At 72.8% G+C, this 19,324-nt stretch carries 20 protein-coding genes; 7 read left to right on the forward strand and 13 right to left on the reverse strand.

All coding sequences use genetic code 11. The features are described from left to right. Window positions 1-41: 41 nt before the first annotated feature. Entirely contained in the window at window positions 42-1,061 is a 1,020-nt protein-coding gene (locus ABZ805_RS02695; RefSeq protein ID WP_358433253.1) for a GTP-binding protein, read from the reverse strand. Between the two features lie 175 nt (window positions 1,062-1,236). Here ABZ805_RS02695 and ABZ805_RS02700 point away from each other — a divergent pair, with 175 nt between their 5' ends. Next, window positions 1,237-2,031, forward strand: a complete 795-nt coding sequence (locus ABZ805_RS02700) for an acetoin reductase (RefSeq protein WP_358433256.1) — start codon at window positions 1,237-1,239, stop codon at window positions 2,029-2,031. Window positions 2,032-2,071: 40 nt separating this feature from the next. On the opposite strand, the gene ABZ805_RS02705 is transcribed toward ABZ805_RS02700, so the two are convergent. Further along, window positions 2,072-2,971 (reverse strand): CPBP family intramembrane glutamic endopeptidase, encoded by a 900-nt coding sequence (locus ABZ805_RS02705; RefSeq protein ID WP_358433258.1) that lies wholly within the window; start codon window positions 2,969-2,971, stop codon window positions 2,072-2,074. Window positions 2,972-3,119: 148 nt separating this feature from the next. Here ABZ805_RS02705 and ABZ805_RS02710 point away from each other — a divergent pair, with 148 nt between their 5' ends. Both ABZ805_RS02710 and ABZ805_RS02715 read left to right on the forward strand, forming a co-directional pair. Beyond that, on the forward strand, window positions 3,120-4,517 hold the full coding sequence (locus ABZ805_RS02710) for a histidine kinase (protein WP_358433261.1): 1,398 nt from the start codon (window positions 3,120-3,122) through the stop codon (window positions 4,515-4,517). A gap of 23 nt (window positions 4,518-4,540) precedes the next feature. Then, window positions 4,541-5,194: a response regulator transcription factor gene (locus ABZ805_RS02715; protein ID WP_358433263.1), complete on the forward strand. Its 654-nt coding sequence runs from the start codon at window positions 4,541-4,543 to the stop codon at window positions 5,192-5,194. Between the two features lie 173 nt (window positions 5,195-5,367). Here ABZ805_RS02715 and ABZ805_RS02720 read toward each other — a convergent pair whose 3' ends face one another. The 4 genes from ABZ805_RS02720 to ABZ805_RS02735 form a co-directional block, all read right to left on the reverse strand. Beyond that, a complete protein-coding gene (locus tag ABZ805_RS02720; RefSeq protein WP_358433266.1) occupies window positions 5,368-6,195 on the reverse strand; it encodes a carbohydrate ABC transporter permease in 828 nt (275 codons plus the stop codon). Further along, a complete protein-coding gene (locus tag ABZ805_RS02725) occupies window positions 6,192-7,103 on the reverse strand; it encodes a sugar ABC transporter permease (protein WP_358433269.1) in 912 nt (303 codons plus the stop codon). The genes ABZ805_RS02720 and ABZ805_RS02725 overlap by 4 nt, the downstream gene beginning before the upstream one ends. Next, complete coding sequence (locus ABZ805_RS02730; protein ID WP_358433520.1) at window positions 7,100-8,326, reverse strand: extracellular solute-binding protein; 1,227 nt, start codon at window positions 8,324-8,326, stop codon at window positions 7,100-7,102. The genes ABZ805_RS02725 and ABZ805_RS02730 overlap by 4 nt, the downstream gene beginning before the upstream one ends. Window positions 8,327-8,717: 391 nt before the next feature. Further along, on the reverse strand, window positions 8,718-8,990 hold the full coding sequence (locus ABZ805_RS02735) for a hypothetical protein (protein ID WP_358433271.1): 273 nt from the start codon (window positions 8,988-8,990) through the stop codon (window positions 8,718-8,720). Between the two features lie 124 nt (window positions 8,991-9,114). On the opposite strand from ABZ805_RS02735, the gene ABZ805_RS02740 reads away from it, so the two are divergent. Both ABZ805_RS02740 and ABZ805_RS02745 read left to right on the forward strand, forming a co-directional pair. After that, complete coding sequence (locus ABZ805_RS02740) at window positions 9,115-9,990, forward strand: helix-turn-helix transcriptional regulator (RefSeq protein ID WP_358433274.1); 876 nt, start codon at window positions 9,115-9,117, stop codon at window positions 9,988-9,990. Continuing rightward, entirely contained in the window at window positions 9,962-10,156 is a 195-nt protein-coding gene (locus ABZ805_RS02745; RefSeq protein ID WP_358433277.1) for a DUF397 domain-containing protein, read from the forward strand. The genes ABZ805_RS02740 and ABZ805_RS02745 overlap by 29 nt, the downstream gene beginning before the upstream one ends. 66 nt (window positions 10,157-10,222) lie before the next feature. Here ABZ805_RS02745 and ABZ805_RS02750 read toward each other — a convergent pair whose 3' ends face one another. From ABZ805_RS02750 to ABZ805_RS02760, 3 genes are all read right to left on the reverse strand, one after another. Then, window positions 10,223-11,443, reverse strand: coding sequence for an FAD-dependent monooxygenase (locus tag ABZ805_RS02750; protein ID WP_358433280.1), 1,221 nt, complete (start codon window positions 11,441-11,443; stop codon window positions 10,223-10,225). Between the two features lie 52 nt (window positions 11,444-11,495). Continuing rightward, complete coding sequence (locus tag ABZ805_RS02755; protein WP_358433283.1) at window positions 11,496-13,304, reverse strand: ABC transporter ATP-binding protein; 1,809 nt, start codon at window positions 13,302-13,304, stop codon at window positions 11,496-11,498. 136 nt (window positions 13,305-13,440) lie between these two features. Continuing rightward, entirely contained in the window at window positions 13,441-13,569 is a 129-nt protein-coding gene (locus ABZ805_RS02760; RefSeq protein WP_358433286.1) for a hypothetical protein, read from the reverse strand. 368 nt (window positions 13,570-13,937) lie between these two features. On the opposite strand from ABZ805_RS02760, the gene ABZ805_RS02765 reads away from it, so the two are divergent. Together ABZ805_RS02765 and ABZ805_RS02770 are read left to right on the forward strand one after the other, a co-directional pair. Next, window positions 13,938-15,305, forward strand: coding sequence for an aminotransferase class V-fold PLP-dependent enzyme (locus tag ABZ805_RS02765; RefSeq protein WP_358433288.1), 1,368 nt, complete (start codon window positions 13,938-13,940; stop codon window positions 15,303-15,305). A 102-nt stretch (window positions 15,306-15,407) separates the two neighbouring features. Beyond that, the gene (locus ABZ805_RS02770; protein WP_358433290.1) at window positions 15,408-15,566 is read left to right on the forward strand and encodes a hypothetical protein; all 159 of its coding nucleotides are present in this window, start codon (window positions 15,408-15,410) and stop codon (window positions 15,564-15,566) included. Window positions 15,567-15,681: 115 nt separating this feature from the next. Here the strand turns inward: ABZ805_RS02770 and mftE are convergent, their stop codons facing one another. From mftE to ABZ805_RS02790, 4 genes are read right to left on the reverse strand one after another with little or no spacing between them, the layout of a single operon-like run. Continuing rightward, on the reverse strand, window positions 15,682-16,353 hold the full coding sequence (mftE, locus tag ABZ805_RS02775) for a mycofactocin biosynthesis peptidyl-dipeptidase MftE (protein WP_358433292.1): 672 nt from the start codon (window positions 16,351-16,353) through the stop codon (window positions 15,682-15,684). Continuing rightward, entirely contained in the window at window positions 16,350-17,684 is a 1,335-nt protein-coding gene (gene mftF / locus ABZ805_RS02780; protein ID WP_358433295.1) for a mycofactocin biosynthesis glycosyltransferase MftF, read from the reverse strand. The genes mftE and mftF overlap by 4 nt, the downstream gene beginning before the upstream one ends. Then, window positions 17,681-18,466, reverse strand: coding sequence for a mycofactocin-coupled SDR family oxidoreductase (locus ABZ805_RS02785; RefSeq protein WP_358433298.1), 786 nt, complete (start codon window positions 18,464-18,466; stop codon window positions 17,681-17,683). Before ABZ805_RS02785 ends, mftF begins: the two co-directional genes overlap by 4 nt. Beyond that, on the reverse strand, window positions 18,459-19,319 hold the full coding sequence (locus ABZ805_RS02790; RefSeq protein ID WP_358433301.1) for a mycofactocin-associated electron transfer flavoprotein beta subunit: 861 nt from the start codon (window positions 19,317-19,319) through the stop codon (window positions 18,459-18,461). Before ABZ805_RS02790 ends, ABZ805_RS02785 begins: the two co-directional genes overlap by 8 nt. Window positions 19,320-19,324 lie beyond the last annotated feature (5 nt).

A 19,324-nucleotide genomic window follows, 5' to 3' on the forward strand; every position in this document is an offset into this window, starting at 1 on the left:
CCGCTGTGATCGGCCCGATGGGCCATTCACCCGGGTGGGAATCAGGTGATGTAGCGCAGCACGGGGAGCATCGCGTAGTCGGCGCCCTCGACGGGGGAGCCCGTGGCGCACGCCGCCAAGCGGGCCCGCAGGTCGGGTTCGTCCAGGCCGGTGCCGATGAGGACCAGTGCGGTGCGGGGCGTTTCGCCCGCGGGCCACGGCGTCCGGTGGAAGCGCACGTAGTTGCCCACGGTCTGGAGCAGGTACCGCTGCCGGTACCCCGGGAGTCCGAAGTGGACAGGCCCCTTCATCCGGTACAGCCCGGCGGGCCGCGAGTCCAGGAACGCCAGCAGCGCCCGCGGATCCACCGGCTCATCGGATTCGAAAGCCACGCTCTGGTAGGCGGAATGCGCGTGCTCGGCGCAGTCGTGCTCGGCGAGCAGGTCGGTGAACGACAGCTGGCGCGGACCGGTGTCGGCGGGCCGTTCCGGGCGGTCGAACAGGAACGCCGGGTCGACCTGGCCGCGTTCGGCCTCCAGCAGCGGGATTCCCGGTGCCTCGGCGGTGATCCGGTCGCGCAGCGCGGCGAGCTCCGCCGCACCGACCCGGTCGACCTTGTTCAGCACCGCCACGTCGGCGAACCGCAGGTGGGTGGCGAACTCGGGGTGGCGCCGGACGGTGTCGTCGAACTCGGCGGCGTCGATCACGTCGACGAGCCCGCCGTAGCGGGTGTGCGGGTTCTCGCCGGCCAGCAGCATCCGGATCAGCGCGCGCGGATCGGCGAGGCCGCTACACTCCACGACGATCACGTCGATGCCCGCGCTCGGTTCGGCCAGCCGCTCCAGCATCGCGTCCAGCCCGCTCGCGTCGACCGCGCAGCACAGGCAGCCGTTGCCCAGCGACACCATCGAATCGACCTGCCCGGCCACGCTCATCGCGTCGATGCCGATGCTGCCGAAGTCGTTGACCACCACGCCGATGCGGGTGCCGCCCGCGGTCGCCAGCAGGTGGTTGAGCAGCGTCGTCTTGCCCGAGCCCAGGTATCCCGCGACCAGCACCACCGGGATGCTCCTGCCCGCCACCGGAATCGACCTCCTCCGCGTCCGCCCGCCGGGAAACCTACCGGCCCCGCGCGGCCCGGGTGCGGACGGTGCCGTTGTCAGCATGTGAGAACGGGCCTTGGGCGGGGGCGCCCGGTCCCGCAGCATTCGGGTCGCCGGGTCGAGTGACCTGGGACACGAACACGGAGGTCTTCACATGAGCGGGCAGGCAACGACGCCGCGGAACGCGCTGGTGACCGGCGCCGGGCAGGGCATCGGCAAGAGCATCGCGCTGCGGCTCGCCGCCGACGGGCTGGACGTCGCGATCAACGACATCCCGGCGAACGCCGAGGCCGCCCGGGCGGTCGCCGCGGAGGTCGAGTCCCTGGGCCGCCGTTCGACGGTCGCCCTCGCCGACGTGTCCGACGCGCAGGCCGTGGACGGCATGGTGGCGCAGGTCGCCGCCGATCTCGGGTCCCTCGACGTGATGATCGCCAACGCGGGCATCGCGCACGTCAAACCCCTGTTGGAGGTCACCCCGGAGGAGTTCGACCACCTGATGTCGATCAACCTGCGCGGGGTGCACCTGTGCTACGGCGCGGCCGCGCGGCGCATGATCGAGCAGGGCGGCGGTGGGAAGATCATCGGCGCGTGTTCGATCGTCGGCTACCGCCCGTTCCCGCTGCTCGGCCCGTATTCGGCGTCGAAGTGGGCGGTGCGCGGACTCACCCAGGCGGCGGCGATGGAGTGGGCGCAGTACGGCATCACCGTGAACGCCTACTGCCCGGGCATCGTGGGCACCGCGATGTGGGACCACATCGACGAGAAGCTCGCCGAGAACGAGGGGCTGCGCAAGGGCGCGGCGATCGAGAAGTACTCCGAGCTGATCCACCTGGGCCGGGTGTCGGTGCCGGAGGACGTGGCGAAGTTCGTGTCGTACCTGGCTTCCCCGGACTCGGACTACATGACCGGGCAGTCCGTGATGATCGACGGCGGCGTGCAGTTCTCCTGACCGCGCGGGTTCCGGCGGGCTCCCGGCGAGCCCGCCGGGATCAGGCCGTCCGGGCGATGCCGCGGCGCCGCGCCAGCCGGTCGATCCACCACGCGTAGACCACGGTCAGCGCGGTCGTCGGCAGCACGTCCCACGCCGCGAAGTCCCCGGACTGCTCCATGCTCGGCACGCCCTGCGTGCAGGCGATCAGCATGCCGAACGCGTTGTTCACCACGTGCAGCGCGATCGCCGCTTCGAGCCCGCCGGTGCGCACGGTCAGCCAGCTCGTCGCCAGCGCGAACACGAACAGGTCGGCCAGCACCAGCGGATCGTCGTACTCGTGCAACGCGACGAACAGCACCGCGGTGAGCACCGCGCCGGGCCACGGGGTGCGCCACCAGGAGGCGAAGGACTGCAGCAGGAATCCGCGGCACAGGTATTCCTCGGCGGCCGCCTGCATCGGCACCACGGCGAGCGTGATCAGCGCCGCCAACGCGTACCGGGCGATCCCAGGCCACTGCGCCGCGAGCCACGGCTCACCTCGGGTCAGGCCGAACGCCGTGACCACTGCGAACCCGGCGAGCGCCCAGCCGGTGCAACGCGCCAGCCATCCCCACCGCAGTCGTCCCTCCACACTGGACAGGGTTCCGGCCGGTCGGCGGTGCGCCCACTTCGCGGCGAGCAGCACGGCGGGCAGGAGCGCGGCGACGACCAGGAATCCGGCGGCGTACTCCCACATCGGGTCGGCGAAGGTGAAGTCCTGCTGCTCGACCCCGGCCAGCGCCGCCAGCCCGGCGAGCGCGCCCGCCGCCAGCGCCACGGACACGAGCGCGAGCAGCCCCAGCAGCGGGAAGCCGAGCAGGGTGCGCCACCAGCGGTGCCGCGAGGTGCGCTGCAGCAGGTGGTACGGAATTCCACCGCCGGGACGGGAAGTCCTGGTGTCGTGGTCGGTCTGGAGCATCCGGGTCCTCTCCTCGGGAACGTGCCGCCGAGTCTGGTGCCGTTCGCGTCCCGGATCGTCGGTCGACCGGCCCGGCGTGCTGGTCGATCGGACACGATGTCCTGGCCACCCGGTGCTTCCGCCGCCGGCCGTCCGGGACGATGATCGGATGGTGTTCTCGGGGATGGAACGGCCGTCGTTGCGCGGCCTGGCGGCGCGCGTCGCCGCGGAGCCGCGGCTCACGTGGGACGCGGTGCGGGCGGCGCCGCGGCGCGTGCGGCTGGCGGAATCGGCGTGCTGCGCGCTGCTGTTCGCCGCCGGGCTGGTGATCCAGCTGAACACGCCGCTCGAACTGGTGCCGGAACCGCGGCCGTCGGTGCCGCTGGCCGTGCTCTACGCGCTGTGGGCGGCGGTCCTCGTCCCGGCGCGGCGTCGTTGGCCCACGGTGGCCCTGCTGGCGCTGTCGTTCAGCCAGGCGGTGCTCAGCGTGCTGATCCTGCCCGTGCTGGCGTTCGCCGCGGGCAGGAGGACGCGCAGCGCGGCCCTGCTGTGGGCGGCGGTGCTGGTCACGGTCGTCCTGGGCGCGGTCGAGGAGGCCCTGCTGCGGCCGGTCGCCCCGATGAGCGGCGAGGACGCCCTGCTCCTGCTGTGCGGCATCGTGGTGCTGCTGGTGGTGCCCGTCGTCGCTGGGCGGCTGCTCGGCACCCGGCAGCCGCTGGTGCGGCTGCTGCAGGAGCGCAACGACTACCTGGAGGGCGTCCGGCACCTCACCGCCGAGCAGGCCCGCAGCGCCGAACGCGCCGACATCGCGGGCGAGATGCACGACATGCTCGGCCACCGGTTGTCGTTGCTGTCGCTGCACGCCGGGGCGCTGGAGCTGTCGGCGGCGAAGAAGGCTCCCGAGGTCAGCGAGCAGGCCGAGTTCGTGCGCGCCACCGCGGGAGAGGCGCTCGCCGAGCTGCGCGGCATCCTCGGCGTGCTGCGTTCCGGTGCCGCCGATCGCGACGACAGCAGCGGCCGCCGCGCCGACGTGGAACGGCTCGTCGCCGAATCGCGCACCGCCGGGATGCCGGTCGACCTGCACTGGCACGGCCCGGACCTGGACGAGGTGGACCCGCGCGTGCGGCACGCGGTCCACCGCATCGTCCGGGAGGCGCTCACCAATGCGCACAAGCACGCGCCGGGCGCCGCGGCGGTCGTGGAGGTGTCGGCCGCGGACCCCGTGTCGGTGCGGGTGCGCAACGCGCCGGTCGCCGCCCCGGACGCCCCGGCGCGCGGGCTGCGCAGCGGGCTCGCCGGGCTGGAGGAGCGCGCCCGGATGCTCGGCGGCACGTTCACCGGTGGGCCGGCCGCGGACGGCGGTTTCGCGGTGCACGCGGCACTGCCCGCGCATCCGCCCGCGGCGCCACCACCGGAACCGCCGGTGCGGGAACGGCCGCCGGTGCAGGAGGCGGAGGTGCTCACCACTCCGCGCATGTTCGGCGCCGGGGTGCTGCTGCTCGTGCTGGCGGTGCCGATGCTGCTGGTGGTGCTGGTGCTGCTGTTCGCGATGCTCTACGAGCTCTGACGGCGGGCGGCTACCGTGTGCGCATGATCAGAGTGCTCATCGCCGACGACGAAACGCTGATGCGCGCCGGAATCCGGCTGATCCTGGACAACGCCGACGACGTCGAGGTCGTCGCGGAGGTGTCCGACGGACCCGCCGCGGTCGCCGCCTGCCGCAGGCAGCAGGTCGACGTGGCGCTGCTGGACGTGCAGATGCCCGGGGGCGACGGCATCACCGCCGTCGCGGGCATCGCGCGGGAGTCGCCGCGCACCCGCAGCGTGGTGCTCACCGCGTTCGGCGACGACCGGAACGTGGCGCGGGCGTTGCGGTCGGGGGCGAGCGGGTTCCTGCTCAAGGACACCGGCCCGGCGCAGCTGATCCACGCGGTGCGCGAGGTCGCGGCGGGGGAGCCGATCCTCGCGCCGCAGATCACCCGCGGACTCATCGAACAGCACCTGCTCGCCCCGGACGCGGCGGAACCGGCGCGGCGGCGGCTCGCCGAGCTCACCGAGGCCGAGCTGGAAGTGCTGCGCGAGGTCGGTGCGGGCCTGTCCAACGCGGAGATCGCGCAGCGGCGGCACATGGCGATCGGCACCGTGAAGGCGCACCTGAGCCGGTTGCTGGCCAAGCTCGACTGCACCAACCGCGTCCAAGCCGCGATCATCGCGCACGAAGCGGGGCTCCTGGCCGGCCGCTGACCGGCAGGCCCGCGTCGAACCGGTAACCGGCCCAGAACCCGGCGATCCCGGCGGTGATCACGGCGGCGATTCCCACGAGGTGCGGCATGTCCGGTCCTCTCCGCGGAAGGGGTGGACGCCCAGTCTCGACCCGCCGCATGTCACCGCCGTGACGCGCCGGTTTCCCGCTCGGGTCAGCCGTGGACGCCGGTCTCGGTGACCCCGCGCACCAGGAAGCGCTGCAAGCCGACGAACAGCAGCACGATCGGCAGGATGGACAGCGCCGCCGCCGCGAACAGCAGGTTCAGCTGCGGGTTCTGCGCGGTGAGCAGCGCGGACAGCGCCACCTGCACCGTCCACGACGACGAGTCCTGCGCGATGACCAGCGGCCACAGGAACGAGTTCCAGCTGCCGATGAACGTGATTGCCGCGACGGCCGCCAGGAACCCGGTGGAGTTCGGCAGCACGATCCGCCGGAACACGCCCCACCGCCCGAGCCCGTCGATGCGGCCCGCGTCCTCCAGATCACCGGGGAAGTCGAGGAAGAACTGCCGGAACAGCACCGCGTTCAACGCGCTGAACAACCCGGGCACCACGAGCCCGCGCAGGTCGGAGAGCCAGCCGAGGCTGGACACCAGCACGAAGCTCGGCACGAACGTCACCGAGGTCGGCACCAGCAGCGTCGCCACCACCACGCCCAGCACCGTCCCCGAACGCCGGTAGGGGATGCGCGCCAGCCCGTACCCGGCGGCCGCGCACAGCACCAGCGACCCGGCGGTCTGCAGCACGGCGATCACCAGCGAGTTGAGCAGGCTGCGCGCGAACGGCACGTCGGTGCCGGACAGCAGGTCGGTGATGTTCTCCCAGCGCGGGTGGGCGGGCCAGAACGTCCAGTGCGGGGAGGTGATCTCCTCGCGGGTGGCGAGCCCGTTGCGCACCAGCAGGTAGAACGGCAGCAGGAACAGCACCGCCGCGAGCAGCAGTGCGCTCCAGCGGACGGCGGCGGCCGCGCCGCGCCTCACCGCTGCCGCCCGGTGCCGAAGCCGAACACCTTGCCCTGCACCAGCGTCACCACCGCGATCAGCACGGACAGGATCACCGCGCCCGCACTGCCGCGGCCGAGGTCCTGGCCACCGGAGCCGAGCGCCGTGTAGTACAGGTACACCAGCGGTGGCCGCCCGTACGGCGGGTAACCGCGGGCGTCGCCGAGGATGTTGTAGAACTCGTCGAACGCCTGGAACGCGCCGATGAGCAGCAGCAGGAGCACGGCGACGCTGGTGCCGCGCAGCTGCGGCAGCGTGATGTGCCGGAACACCTGCCAGCCCGGTTTCGCCCCGTCCAGCCACGCCGCCTCGTACAGGTGCCGCGGGATGCGCTGCAGCGCCGCGATGAACAGCAGCATGTAGAAGCCCAGTTGCAGCCACAGCCGCGCGGTGATGAGCACGATCCAGTACAGCGGCGGGTCGGCGGTCCCGGTCCACGCCACGGGGTCCACGCCGAACGCGCCGAGCGCGCTGTTGACCAGCCCGGAGCTCACGCCGGGGAACAGCGAGGTCTTCCAGATCAGCGCGGCCACCACGTAGGAGCAGGCGAACGGCAGGAAGAACACCGACCGGAAGAACGCCTTCGCGACCGGCACCCGGTCCACGGCGAGCGCGAGGGCGAGCGCGGCCGCGTAGGTGAGCGGCACGATGCCCGCGGCGAACGCGGTGAACGTGCCGAGGGAGGCGAGGAACGCCTCGTCGCTCAGCATCGCCGCGTAGTTGTCGACGCCGACGAACACCTCGGGCGTGACGGTGTTGCGGGCGTCGAAGAAGCTCAGGTACAGGCTCCACCCGATCGGCACGTAGGCGAACACGACGAGGCCGAGCAGCAGCGGCCCGACGAACAGCCAGAAGTCGCGGGCGTCGCGGCGGGTGCGGGCGCTCACCCGTGCAGGCGCTTCAACTCGGCGTCCGAAGTGGACACGATCTTCCGGGTCTCCGCGACGGGATCGGCGCCCTGGCGGGCGATGCGGAACAGCGCGTCGGACATCGCCGAGTTCGCCGCCGAAGTCCACATCGGACCGCCGACGAGGTGGGCGTGCTCGCGGGTGTAGCGCACCGCGTCGGCGGCCGGGCCGGTGCGCAGTTCCGCCGCCCGGCCGGTGAGGCCGTCGCGGGCGGGCAGGTGGAAGCCGAACGCGGTGGCGAACTCCAGCTGGTGGTCGGTGCGGTCGACCCACAGCCAGCGCACGAAGTCCTTCGCCGCCGCCACGTCCGAGCTCCGCGCGTTGACCGCCGCGCCGTACGCGCCGATCGGCACCGACGGCGCACCCTGGGAGTCGAGGCGCGGGAACGGCAGCACGCCGAAGTCGTCGCCGAGCGCGGCCGCGATCTTCGGCACGTTCCACAACCCGGTCCACTGCATGGCCGCGAGCCCGTCGATGAACGCGCTCGGATCGGACCAGTCGGCGGGCGCACCGAGCAGCAGGCCGCCGCCGTCGGCGAGCTCGGCGAGCTTCCCGAACGCGACCGCCGCCCGCGGATCGTCGAACCCGGTGCCGCGCTGGTCGGGGGTGAGGTAGTCCAGACCCGCCGACCACAGCAGCGGCCCGGCGAGCACGCCGACCCCACCGTCGTTCCCGACGAACAGGCCGCGGCCGGTGGGGGAGTCGAGGCGTTTCGCCGCGTCGATCAGCTCGTCCACGGTCTGCGGCGGGCGCACGCCCGCATCGGCGAGCCTGCTCTTGCGGTAGAACAGCACCTGCGTGTCCACGGCCTGCGGGATCGCGTACAGCCGCCCGTCGACGGTGGCGGTCGCCAGCACCTGCTCGGGGAAGTCGTCGCGGGCGTCGCCGAGCACGTCGTCCAGCGGGACCACCTGGTTCTGCCGCACCCAGTCGACCTTGACCTGCGCCTCGAACACGTCGGGGACCGCGCTGTTCTGCAACGCGGTGACGATCTTCGAGTCGTAGTCGCCGGGGTTCCACTGCACCGAGACCTCGCCCTGCGGGTACTCGGCGGCGTAGCGCTGCACCGCCTCGTGCACGCCGTCCTCGCCGTAGGCGTGGTACCACTGCTGCAACGAGCCGGGCGCCGAGCCGCCGCGCCCCGTGTTGGAGCCGCAGGCGGCGGCGGTCAACCCGACCGCGCCCAGGCCGATACCGGCCAGCAGCGACCGCCGGGACAACCCCGGTCCGCCGAGCCGCGCCGAGGACACCCGCGAAGTCGTTCTGCGCACGGCGGATGACGCTAAGACGCAAGATCGCGCAGGTCAACCGCTCCCACAGCGTGGTCGTCGGCGGGCGGGGCCCGAACGCGCCAGCGCAACCGCCCCGCCCGCCTTCAGCGTGATCACTCGATGGGGTGGCGGCCCGGCCGGATCTCGGGGCACGATTCCGGCCGGACCGCGGGGAGGGCGAGCGGGAGCGGGAAGACGCTCCCGCTCGCCCGTCGGCCCGTCCGGGCGCGCACCGCTGGGGGAGGGGTGGCGCGGCGCCCGTCAGGCCACGGCCCGCGACCGGTCGGGGTGCGGTGCGCGGACCGAGTTCAGGGAGCCGCGATCACGCGGCGTCGACCACGCCGCCCACCATCGGCGCGCCGTGCAGTGCGGGGACGGGCGTGACCAGGGACAGCAGTGCGGCGCACTTCATGCACGGCATGCCGTCGCGTTCCACCTCCACCTGGGACACCGGCAGCGGTTCACCGCACCGGACGAGGTACCGGGTGCCGTCCAGCACGGCCGGGTGCACCACCCGCCGCGACTCCCCGACGACCCCGACGCGGTAGCGGACGGGGACGGGGGATGCGGTTGGGGCGGTTTGTTCGGTGTCCATCGCGTTCTCCTCATCGGTGGGGTATTGACCTTGGCGCCGGAGTCATCATGTTGGCTCCGGAGCCAGCCCGGCAATAACTCTTTCGGGGAGTCGTATCGATGGGGCGCTGATTACAATCCGGCTCATGGTCGGAGCCAAAGATCGGAACACCCCGAAGGCCCGTTTGCTCGGTGCCGAACTTCGCGAGCTCCGGCAGCACGCGGGGTGGAATGCGCGAAAGCTGGCCGGTGAACTGGGCATCGCGCAGGGAACGGTGACCCGATACGAGCGTGGAGACCGAACTCCGCCCGTGGCCCACGTGTCGAGAGTGCTCGGAGTGCTCGGTGTGACAGGTCGGGCTTACGAAGAGCTCATCGAGTTCGCGGAGAACGCGAGCGAACCGAATCTCGTTGCTGACAGCGGATCCGGCCTTCACGGGCATCTGGTCGAATTGAGCGAGTACGACCGTTCCGCCACCTCGATCACGCACGTGGCGCCGTTGATCGTGCCAGGTCCTTTTCAGACGCGTGCCTACGCGCAGCAGATCATGGCATCCGTTCCGGCTTACGACCGTGAGGTCCGCATCGAGATGCGCATGGCCAGGCGCGAAGCGATCCGGTCGGAGCGCCGGTTCACGGTGATCCTTGCCGAGCGCGTGCTCAGGGAGACGATCGGAAGTCGTGCGGTGATGGCTGAGCAGCTGGACCACCTGTGCGCCACGGCTCGACGTGACAACGTCTCTGTTCAGGTCATCCCGGCCTCGGAAACGCGATGGACGTTGGCGCACAACGGTTCCTTCGTCCTGTTCGAGTTCGACAAGGCAGCGCCGACCATCCACCTCGAACACTTCCGCGGCCCGACCTTCCTGTACGAGAAGCGGGATGTGGAGGCCTACCGCGAAGAGTTGGCGAACCTGCGCGCCACGGCACTGGAGCCGCAAGATTCACTGGAACTGATCGAGTCCGTCTCAGCCCGAGTCAACGAGGAGAACCATGCAGACCTCGCCGGTCAACTGGCGTAAGTCCAGCCGTTCCAACCCGAACGACAACTGCGTCGAAGTCGGGCGGTTAGCGGGCGGTGCCGCGGTGCGGGACACGAAGGACCGGGCCGCCGGGCACTTCGCGGTGCCGGGGCCGCGGTGGTCGGAGTTCGTCGCGGCGCTCAAGTCCGGACACCTCGACCGCTGACGCCGCCAGGTGAATGGCCCATTCGACCAAGAGGACGGGGCGAGTGGGCCATTCACCTGCGGTGCATCAGCGGGAGGGGGACTTCTCCGGGCGGGCGCCGAGAGCTTCGCCCCGGCGGCAGGCCAGGTACCAGCGCTGCCCGTTGTCGTACCAGCGCATTCCCTTGCGCACGGCCGGAACCTGCGTCGCCTGGTGCATCCGGTACTGCCACGGCGACTGGGCACCGCCGCGCGCGGCCATCGCGTACGCCACGTCGACCGCCTCCCGGTCGAGGTAGCGGTCCGCCCGCTCGAACCAGGCCATGCTGGTGCGCCCGGCCGCCTGCAGCGGGCGCAGCGCGCTGCGGCCCTGCTGGTCGAAGTCGCGCAGCGCGGTGTCCAGGTGCTCGTGGTCGTGCAGCTTCTGCGCCAGGATCATCGCGTCCATGATGGCCAGCCGGGTGCCCGACCCGATGCTGAAGTGCGTGGTGTGCGCGGCGTCGCCGAGCAGCATCACGTTCTCGTAGCGCCAGCTCCGGTTGAGCACCTGGGTGAACCGCTGCCACCGCGCCGGTTCGCCCCGGGAGCGGCTGATCAGCGAGTGCCCTTCGAGGGGCTTCTCGAAGACCTTCTCCAGCAACCGCACCGCATCCTCGTCGCTGCGCTCGCCGAAGCCGAGAGCGTTCCAGGTCTGCTCGGTGGTCTCCACGATGCAGGTGCTGACGCCGGCGCTGGACGGGTAGGCGTGGAACCAGATCCACCCCGCCGAGGTCCGCTCGAACGCGAACGTGAACCGGTCGAACACCTTGTCCGTGCCCAGCCAGATGTACGGGTTGCTGCCCGTCTCCACCCGGGTGCCGAACTCGTCCTCGTGCAGCGAGCGCACCTTGCTGCCCGCCCCGTCCGCGCCGATGATCAGGTCGCTGTCGGCGAGCTCGTCGAGGCTCTGCACGTCCTGCTCGTAGCGGATGTCCACACCCAGGTCGGTCGCGCGTTCAGCCAGCACGTCCAGCAGCGTCGCCCGGTTCACGCTGAACCCGTAGCCGCCGAGGAAACCGACGTCGTCGCCGCCGAGGACGATCTGCTGCTCCTGCCACAACGTGGAGGCGGACCGGATCTGCTGCGCGCTCTCCGCATCGTTGGCGTACAGCGGATCCAGCAGGTTGTCCCAGTACACGACGCCCCACCCGTAGGTGGCGCCCGGCGGATCACGCTCGATGACGGTGATGTCGTGTCCGGCGTCGCGCAGCTTCGCGGAGATCGCGAAGTACAGCCCGGCCGGTCCAGCGCCGACGCACGTGATCTTCATGGGCACCTCCTGGACGAGGACGGCGGTGTGCCGCCCGGTTGTCGTTGCGCTGTCACGTGTGTTCCCGCGTGCCGCCGTTGCGCTGCGCGGGCGCGCCGTGCACCACTTCCTCCGACGGGTGGTGCAGGTGGTACAGGTGCGCGTAGCCGTTGTTGCCCGCCAGCAGCTCCGAATGCGTGCCGAGGCCGGTGACCCGCCCGTGGTCCAAGTAGAGGATCTTGTCCGCGTCGGTGACGGTGAGCAGGTTGTGCGAGATGACGATCGTGGTCCGCCCCGCCATCAACCGGTTCAACGGCCCGAGGATCCGTTGCCCCGCCTCGGCATCGAGGCTCGCCGTCGGCTCGTCCAGCAGCAGGATCGGCGCGTCCCGGATCATCGCGCGGGCGATCGCGATGCGCTGGCGCTGTCCACCGGAGAGCAACCGGCCGCGCTGCCCGACGCGCGTCTCGTAGCCGTCGGGGAGCGCGGCGATGAAGTCGTGCGCGTCCGCGGCGCGCGCCGCGTCGATCAGCTCCGCCCGCTCCGCATCCGGTTTGCCCGCCAGGATGTTCTCGCCGATCGTGCCGTCCAGCAGCAGCGTCTCCTGCAGCACGATTGCGATGTGCGAGCGCAGCTCCTTCGGGTCCAGCTCGCGCAGATCCGTGCCGTCCAACGAGATGCCGCCGCGATCCGGGTCGTAGAACCGCAGCAGCAGCTTCGTCAACGTCGACTTCCCCGCGCCGCTGGCGCCGACGATCGCGACGCGTTCTCCGGGATCCGCGGTGAGGTTCACGTCGTGCAGCACCTCGTCGGCGGTGCCCGGGTAGTGGAACCCGACGTCGTCCAGCCGCATCGCGCCGCGCACCCGGTCCAGCCGCTTCGGCTCGCGCGGCGCGGGGACGTGCGGGCGCTGGTCGAACAGCTCCAGGATGCGTTCCGCGCTCGCCGCCGCCCCGTAGATCACGTTCGAGAGCTGGCCGAGGTTGCTCACCGGCGAGTACAGCTGCGACAGGTACACCAGGAACGCCAGCAGCCCGCCCAGGGTGATCCGGCCGGACGCCAGTTCCCAGATGCCGACGCCGACGATCGCCATGATCGCGAGCACTTCCAGCAGGTCCACCAGCGGCTCGAACAGGCCGCCGATGCGGGCCGCGGACAACTCCGCGGAGAGGCTGGACCGGCTCTGCCGGGTGAACCGCCGCACCTCCGCCGACTCGCGGCCGTAGGCCTGGATCAGCGGGGCGTTGCCGAGGCTCTCCTCCGCGACGGTGCCGATCGAACCGGTGCGCCCGGCGACCTCCCGGGACGCCGACTTGATGCGCATCGCGAAGAACCGCGCCACCGCGAGGAACAGCGGCACCACCAGCAGCGCCACCACCGTCAGCCGCCAGTCCAGGTAGAACAGCACCCCGGCGAACAGCACGATCTTCACCAGCGAGGCCACCGTCTGCGTGATGCCCGACAGCACCAGGCTCTCGATCGAGGCCACGTCGGTGGTGAGCCTGCTCAACGTGTCGCCGAGCCTGCGCCGGTCGAAGAAGTCCACCGACAACGTGTGCAGGTGGGTGAACACCCGGATCCGCAAGCGGTTCAGGAAGTGCTCACCGATCCACACCGTCAGGTAGCTCTCGCCGAACCCGACGACCCCCATCACGATCGTGATCCCGGCGTAGGCGACCGCCACCACCGGGAACAGCGAGAAGTCCCGCGGTGTCAGCACATCGTCGATGAGGACCTTGAACAGCCAGATCGCCGCCGCATCCAGCAGCGGCGACACCAGCACCAACCCCAGGCTGAGCACCATGTACCAGCGGAACGGTCGCGCGTCCGGCCAGAACCGCCGGAACACCTCCCGCACCCCGATCGATGGCGCGGTCTCCACCAAACCCGCCTCTTCGGCGACCGGTGGGTCGAACAACCACCGAATCGGTCCCCGCACGACTTACCCCCTGTTGCCGACGGGCGTGACGCCCGCACCGGTGAAGGTGCGGGCGTCACCCGGACGTTGAGCCAAGCTGTTACTTGCAGCCGCAGCCGTGGCCCCAGCCGTGTCCCCAACCGTGGCCCCAGCCCCAGCCGTGACCCCAGCCCCAGCCGTGGCCCCAACCGTTGCCCCAGCCGTGCTTGCGGCGGCGGTTGTTGTTCACGTACACGAAAATGCTGCTGCCTTTGCCCATCGCCATGCACCTTTCCGCATTGCCGACTTCCCCCGGAGAAGAACGTCATCGTCGACATTCCGCTCGGCCGGTCGGTGTCGTCGTGGACATCGGACCGCTGGTGATGCCGCCCGGGCGCGGCCCGGAGATCGGCGCACTCCTCCAGTGGCTTTCCGAAAGGTAGGTGCCCCCCATGTGGCGGAACAACCCGACCTGACAACGAGTAAACGCCATGTCACGGAGCTTGCACAGAGGACTATCGTCCCGGATTTGCCGCTGAACCAACGGGTTCTGCTTTCCCGGGCGTGGCCGCGCCGGTCCGCGCGTGGTTCCTTGTGGACGGACGCGAGGAGGAGCCGATGGACCTGCGGGCGTGGACGGACCGGGCGGTGGCGGAGATCGCGGCGTGGCAACGGGAATTCGGCGAATTCGAGCCGCACCCGGACGCCGTCGTGCCCGACGGCGAGTTCGGCGCGGCGTTCGACGCGCTGCTCGGACGGCTGCGCGGCACCTACCCGTTCCACCACCCCCGCTACCTCGGACAGCTGATCAAACCGCCGCATCCGGCGGCCGTCGTCGGCTACCTGGCGGCGATGCTGCTGAACCCGAACAACCACGCGCTCGACGGCGGACCTGCCACCACGGAGCTGGAGCGGGAGGCGGTGGAGCGGCTCGCGGCGATGCTCGGGATGCCGGGAGCGCTCGGGCACCTCACCGCGAGCGGCACCATCGCCAACCTCGAATCCCTCTACGTGGCAAGGGAAACGCGTCCCGGTGCGGCCATCGCGCACAGCGCGGACGCGCACTACACGCACGCCCGGACCTGCCACCTGCTGGGCGTGCGGTCGGTGCCGATCCCGGTGGACGCGGCCGGGCGGATCGAGGTGGCGGCGCTGGACTCGCTGCTGGCCGAGCAGGACATCGGGACCGTGGTGCTCACCGCCGGGACCACCGGGCTCGGCGCCGTCGACCCGATCCACGAGGTGCTGGCGCTGCGGCGGCGGCACGACTTCCGCATCCACGTCGACGCGGCCTGCGGCGGGTTCTTCGCGCTCATCGCCGACGACGCGCCGGACGGGGTGGCGGCCGCGCCGTTCCGGGCGATCGCCGAGTGCGATTCGGTGGTGGTGGACCCGCACAAGCACGGCCTGCAGCCCTACGGGTGCGGCGCGGTGCTGTTCGCCGACCCGTCGGTGCAGCGGTACTACCGGCACGACTCGCCGTGGACCTACTACACCTCCGCGGAACCCCACCTGGGGGAGATCTCCCTGGAATGCTCCCGATCCGGGGCCGCGGCGGCCGCGCTGTGGCTGACGCTGCGGGTGCTGCCGCCCACGCCCGGCGGGCTCGGCCGGGTGCTGCGCGCGGGCAGGCGGGCCGCGCTGCGCTGGGCGGACCTGCTCGCCGACTCGCCGGTGCTGGCGGCCTACCAGCGGCCGGAACTCGACGTCCTGGGCCTCGTGCCCGCCGCGCCCGGCATGACCGCGCTCGACGAGCGCACCCAGCGGGTGCTGCACGCCGGGATGCGGGCCGATCCCGGCGAAGCCGTCCACCTGGCGGCCATGGAGGTCACCGCGGACGACCTGGCGCGGCGCGGCCACCGGATCGCGCCGGACCGGCCGACCGCTCGGGTGCTGCGCAGCGTGCTGCTGAAACCGGAGCACGAGCACTGGGTCCGCCGCTGCCACACCGATCTGGAGGCACTCGTCCGGCGCGCCGCGGAGTGACCGGTTTGCTCCGCCGGGTGACCGGGCATCCAGGTGGGGCGCTCGCCGGGTGACCGGACGGGCGCCGCACCGTGCCAAGCCGACATCGATATCGGGGGTCTCATGTCGACTCGTTCGTCCGTCCGCGCCAGAAGGGTTCGCCCGGAGTTCCTGCACACCATGTGGGACGAGTCCCGCCGGATCGCCGACGCGCGCCACCGCTTCCTGCACGGCGGGAACCCGGAGGCCCAGCGCGACCGCACCGTCCCCACCCCGCGCTGATCCCGCAGGTGAATGGCCCACTCGCCCACGTGTGCTGGTCGAGTGGGCCATTCACCTGCCGAGGCCCGGTGGGTGAGTGGCCCATTCGCCCAGCGATGTCGGGGGAGTGGGCCACTCACCTCGAGCGCCAGCGGGTGACGGCTGCGACCAGGGCGTCGGTCCAGCGGGCGAGGAGGGCTTCGCCCTCGGCGGGGGTGGCGCCCGCGGGGTCGCCGAGGACGCCGTTGGGGCTGACCGCGCGGACTCCACCGGTGCGCAGTCGATCGATGAGTTCCGGCAGCGGTTCGGTGTTGCCCGCGACGGCGTCCGGGAGAGCGACCTCGTCCGGGTGCAGGTGCAGCATCGCGGAGGTCTCGGTGCGCCCGGCGTGGCTGTCGTCGGCCGGGCCGTCGGGGCACCACGCCAGCACCCGCCTGCCCTCGCCGCGTAGCTGCTCGGCGGCCCGGCGCACGGTGGGCAGGTTGCCGCCGTGCCCGTTCACCAGCACCACCCCGGTGAACCGGTCCGCCGACCGCACCAGTTCGACCAGCAGCAGCCACAGCGCCTCGTGCCCGATGGAGAGCGTGCCGGGGAAGTCGGCGTGCTCCCCGCTGGCGCCGTAGGGCACGGCAGGGCCGACGACGACCTCCGGCAGCCGCCGGGCCAGCCGGGTGCACAGCGCTTCGGCGATGGCGGTGTCGGTGCGCAGCGGCAGGTGCGGCCCGTGCTGCTCGGTGGCGCCGAGCGGGATCGCCAGCACCCGTGCGGCGCCGTCGAGTTCGGTCCAGCGCAGCGCGCCCAGGCTCATCGCGTCGTCCTCCCGGTGAACTGCGGCAGCAGTGCCGCCGCGGACCGCTCCCGCGCGCACCCGGCCCACACCCCGCACCCGTAGGCGAGGTCGTCGAGCACCCGCAGCGCGAACCAGCGCGGTCCGCGCCGGTGCCGCAGCGCCTCCCACGCGCAGGGCAGTGCCGCCACCAGCAGCACCGCGCGGGTCCGCCGCGAGACCAGCAGCAGCGGGAACCAGGCGCGCCGCACCGCCTCCGCGAGCAGCCGCCCGGCGCCGAGGTGCCCGCGCACCGCCAGCCGCCACGACTCCCGGTCCGGCACGCCGTGCGCGCGCAGCTTCCGCGGCAGCACGGCGGCGCTGCCCGCCGCGAGCGCCCCGGCCAGCAGCGGACGTCCCGCCACCAGCGCCGCCCACGACACCGCGCTCCACGCCGACAGCCGGGCGCAGCTGAGCCTGCCCGGGTGCCTGCGGGCCAGCGGGGCGGCGGAGGTGCCGTAGTCGTAGCGCTGCCGCAACCAGGACCGGAGCCCGGCGCGCGGCCGGTGCCGCACCACCGAACCGGGGACGTAGCGCACCACCGCGCCGGTGCCGACGAGTCGCCACACCAGGTCCACGTCCTCGCCGAACCGCAGCGCCTCGTCGAACCCGCCGAGCTCGGCCAGCGCGGCGCGGCGCACGACCAGCGCCGCGGCCGGCACGTAGCTGACCCGGCTCATCGGCCGGACCCCGGCCGGGGCCGCGCCGAGGTCCAGGCCGCCGCGGTCCGCTTCGTAGCGGGCGATCGCGCCGCTGCCGGAGCCACTGCGGACGCGGGGTGCGGCCGCCTGCACGGCCGGATCGGCGAACTGCCGCAGCAGCGGGGCGAGCCAGCCCTGTTCGGGCAGCGCATCCGCGTCGACGAACGCGACCAGGTCGGTCTCCGCCCGCCGCCAGCCGGTGTTGCGGGCGGCCGCGGGCCCGCGGGTGACGGGGTGCCGGAGCTCGGCGGCGGGTTCCCGGGAGCCGTCGTCGACGACGATGCGGTGCGGCAGCTCCTCGGTGGCGGCCAGCAGCCGCGCCAGGCCGTCCGGATCGTCCTTCACCGGCACCACCAGCGTCACCTCGGCGAGCTCCGGCGAGCCCGCGGGCGGTTCCGGGTGGGCGAGCCCGGCGTCCAGCAGCCGTCGTGCCAGCGCACCGCCGTCCCGCACCGGTTCGCCCGCGAACCACCGGTCGACCAGCCGCGCCGCCCGCGCCCCCACCCGCAGCAGCCGCACCGGGGAGCCGCCGAGCAGCACCTGGCCGCCGCGGGCCCGCCGCAGCGAGGCGTCCGGCACCAACCGGGTGCCCGCGGGGACCGGCGCGGTCATGCGGTGAACCCGCCGTCGGCGTGCACCACGGTGCCGGTGATCGCGGACGATTCGGGGGAGCACAGGAACTCCACGACCGCCGCCACCTCATCGGGCTCCAGGATCCGCTCGGTGAGCTGGTGTTCCGCGAACTCGTCCACATCGGACAGTCCATACAGCTCGGCGGTGGCCCGCAGCATCTCGGTGCGGGTCGAGCCGGGGGAGACGGCGGTGGCGCAGATCCCGGTGCCGCGCAGGTCGGTCGCCAGCCCGCGCACCAGCCCCACCACGGCGTGCTTGGCCGCGTTGTAGGAGGTGAGCCGCCACAGACCGGTGTGCGCGGCCGCCGAGGCCAGCGCGACGAACCGCCCGGTGCGCGGTGCGGGGCGGCGCAGCAGCGCGGGCACGGCGGCGCGCGCCAGGTGCGCGGTGCCGTCGACGCCGACGGAGAACGACGCCGCCCACTCGGTCTCGTCGGCTTCCCAGAACGGGTGCCCGCCGGTCATGAGCGCGGCGGCGGCGACCGCGGCGTCCAGCCCGCCGAACCGCCGCTCGGCGAGGTCGACCGCGCCGCGCAGCGCGTCCGGGTCCTGCACGTCGACGGCCACGTCGAGCACGGCGCCGGGGTGCTCGGCGGCGAGCGCGGCCAGCTGCTCGGCGGTGCCCAGCGGGTACGGCACCCGCGGGTCGTCGGCGCAACGATCGGTCGCCACCACCCGCCAGCCGTGCCCGGCGAGCCGCCGCACGACCGCGGCGCCGATGCCGCGCGCGGCGCCGGTCACCACCGCCACCCGCTCAGCCATCGAGGTATCCCTTGTCCCGCAAGAAGGCCAGCAGCTCGTCGGCCGCTTCCGCGGGGTCGTCGGTGACCACCACGCGCGGCGGGTCCGAGCGCTGCTCGGCGCCGGTGAGCTCGCGCAGCCGCAGCAGCGGATCGGTCCCGGCGGGCGCGGGCAGTTCCCGGGCGCGCGGCCGGTAGCCGTGCGCGGCGGTGATCCGCGGCAGGTCCGGTTCGGCGCCGGCCGGGACGACCGGGATCGCGGTGGACCGGGCCGCGAGCACCGCGGGCAGCGCGGCGGTGCGCGGGCGCACCCCGGCGGCCTCCACCGAGCACACGGCGGGCAACGGCACCGCGAGCCGTTCCCGGCGGCCGCGGTCCAGCCTGCGCATCGCCCGCAACCGGCCGTCGGCGGCGAGCGCGGTGTCCAGCGAGACCAGGCCGAGCGCCTGCGCGCAGCCGAACTCGGCGGCCAGCAGCGCCGGGGTGGCGCCGGTGCCGCGGTCCGGGGAGTGGTCGCCGGTGAGCACCAGGTCCGGCGGGCCGAACCGGTCCCGGACGGCGGCGGCGAGCGCGCGTGCCGTGCCCGCACCGGAGTCGGCCGCCCGCGGATCGGGTGCTCCGGCGGGTTCGACGCGCAGCACCTCGTCCGCACCGGCGGCCAGCGCCGCGCGCAGCAACTCGTCCGCGCCCGCGGGCGCGAGGCTCACCGCCGCGCACCGTCCGCCGGTGGACTCCGCCAGCCGCAGTCCCAGCTCCAGCGCCGCCGCGTCCGCCGTCGATGTGCCCGCCGGGAGCTCCGCCGCCCGAACCCGGCCGGTCAACGGGTCCACCTCGGCGCGCTCGTCGACCCGGCGCAGCGCCACCACCACGAGCATCCCGC

It is taken from the genome of Saccharopolyspora sp. NPDC047091 (assembly GCF_040643635.1).
Lineage (GTDB): Bacteria > Actinomycetota > Actinomycetes > Mycobacteriales > Pseudonocardiaceae > Saccharopolyspora_C.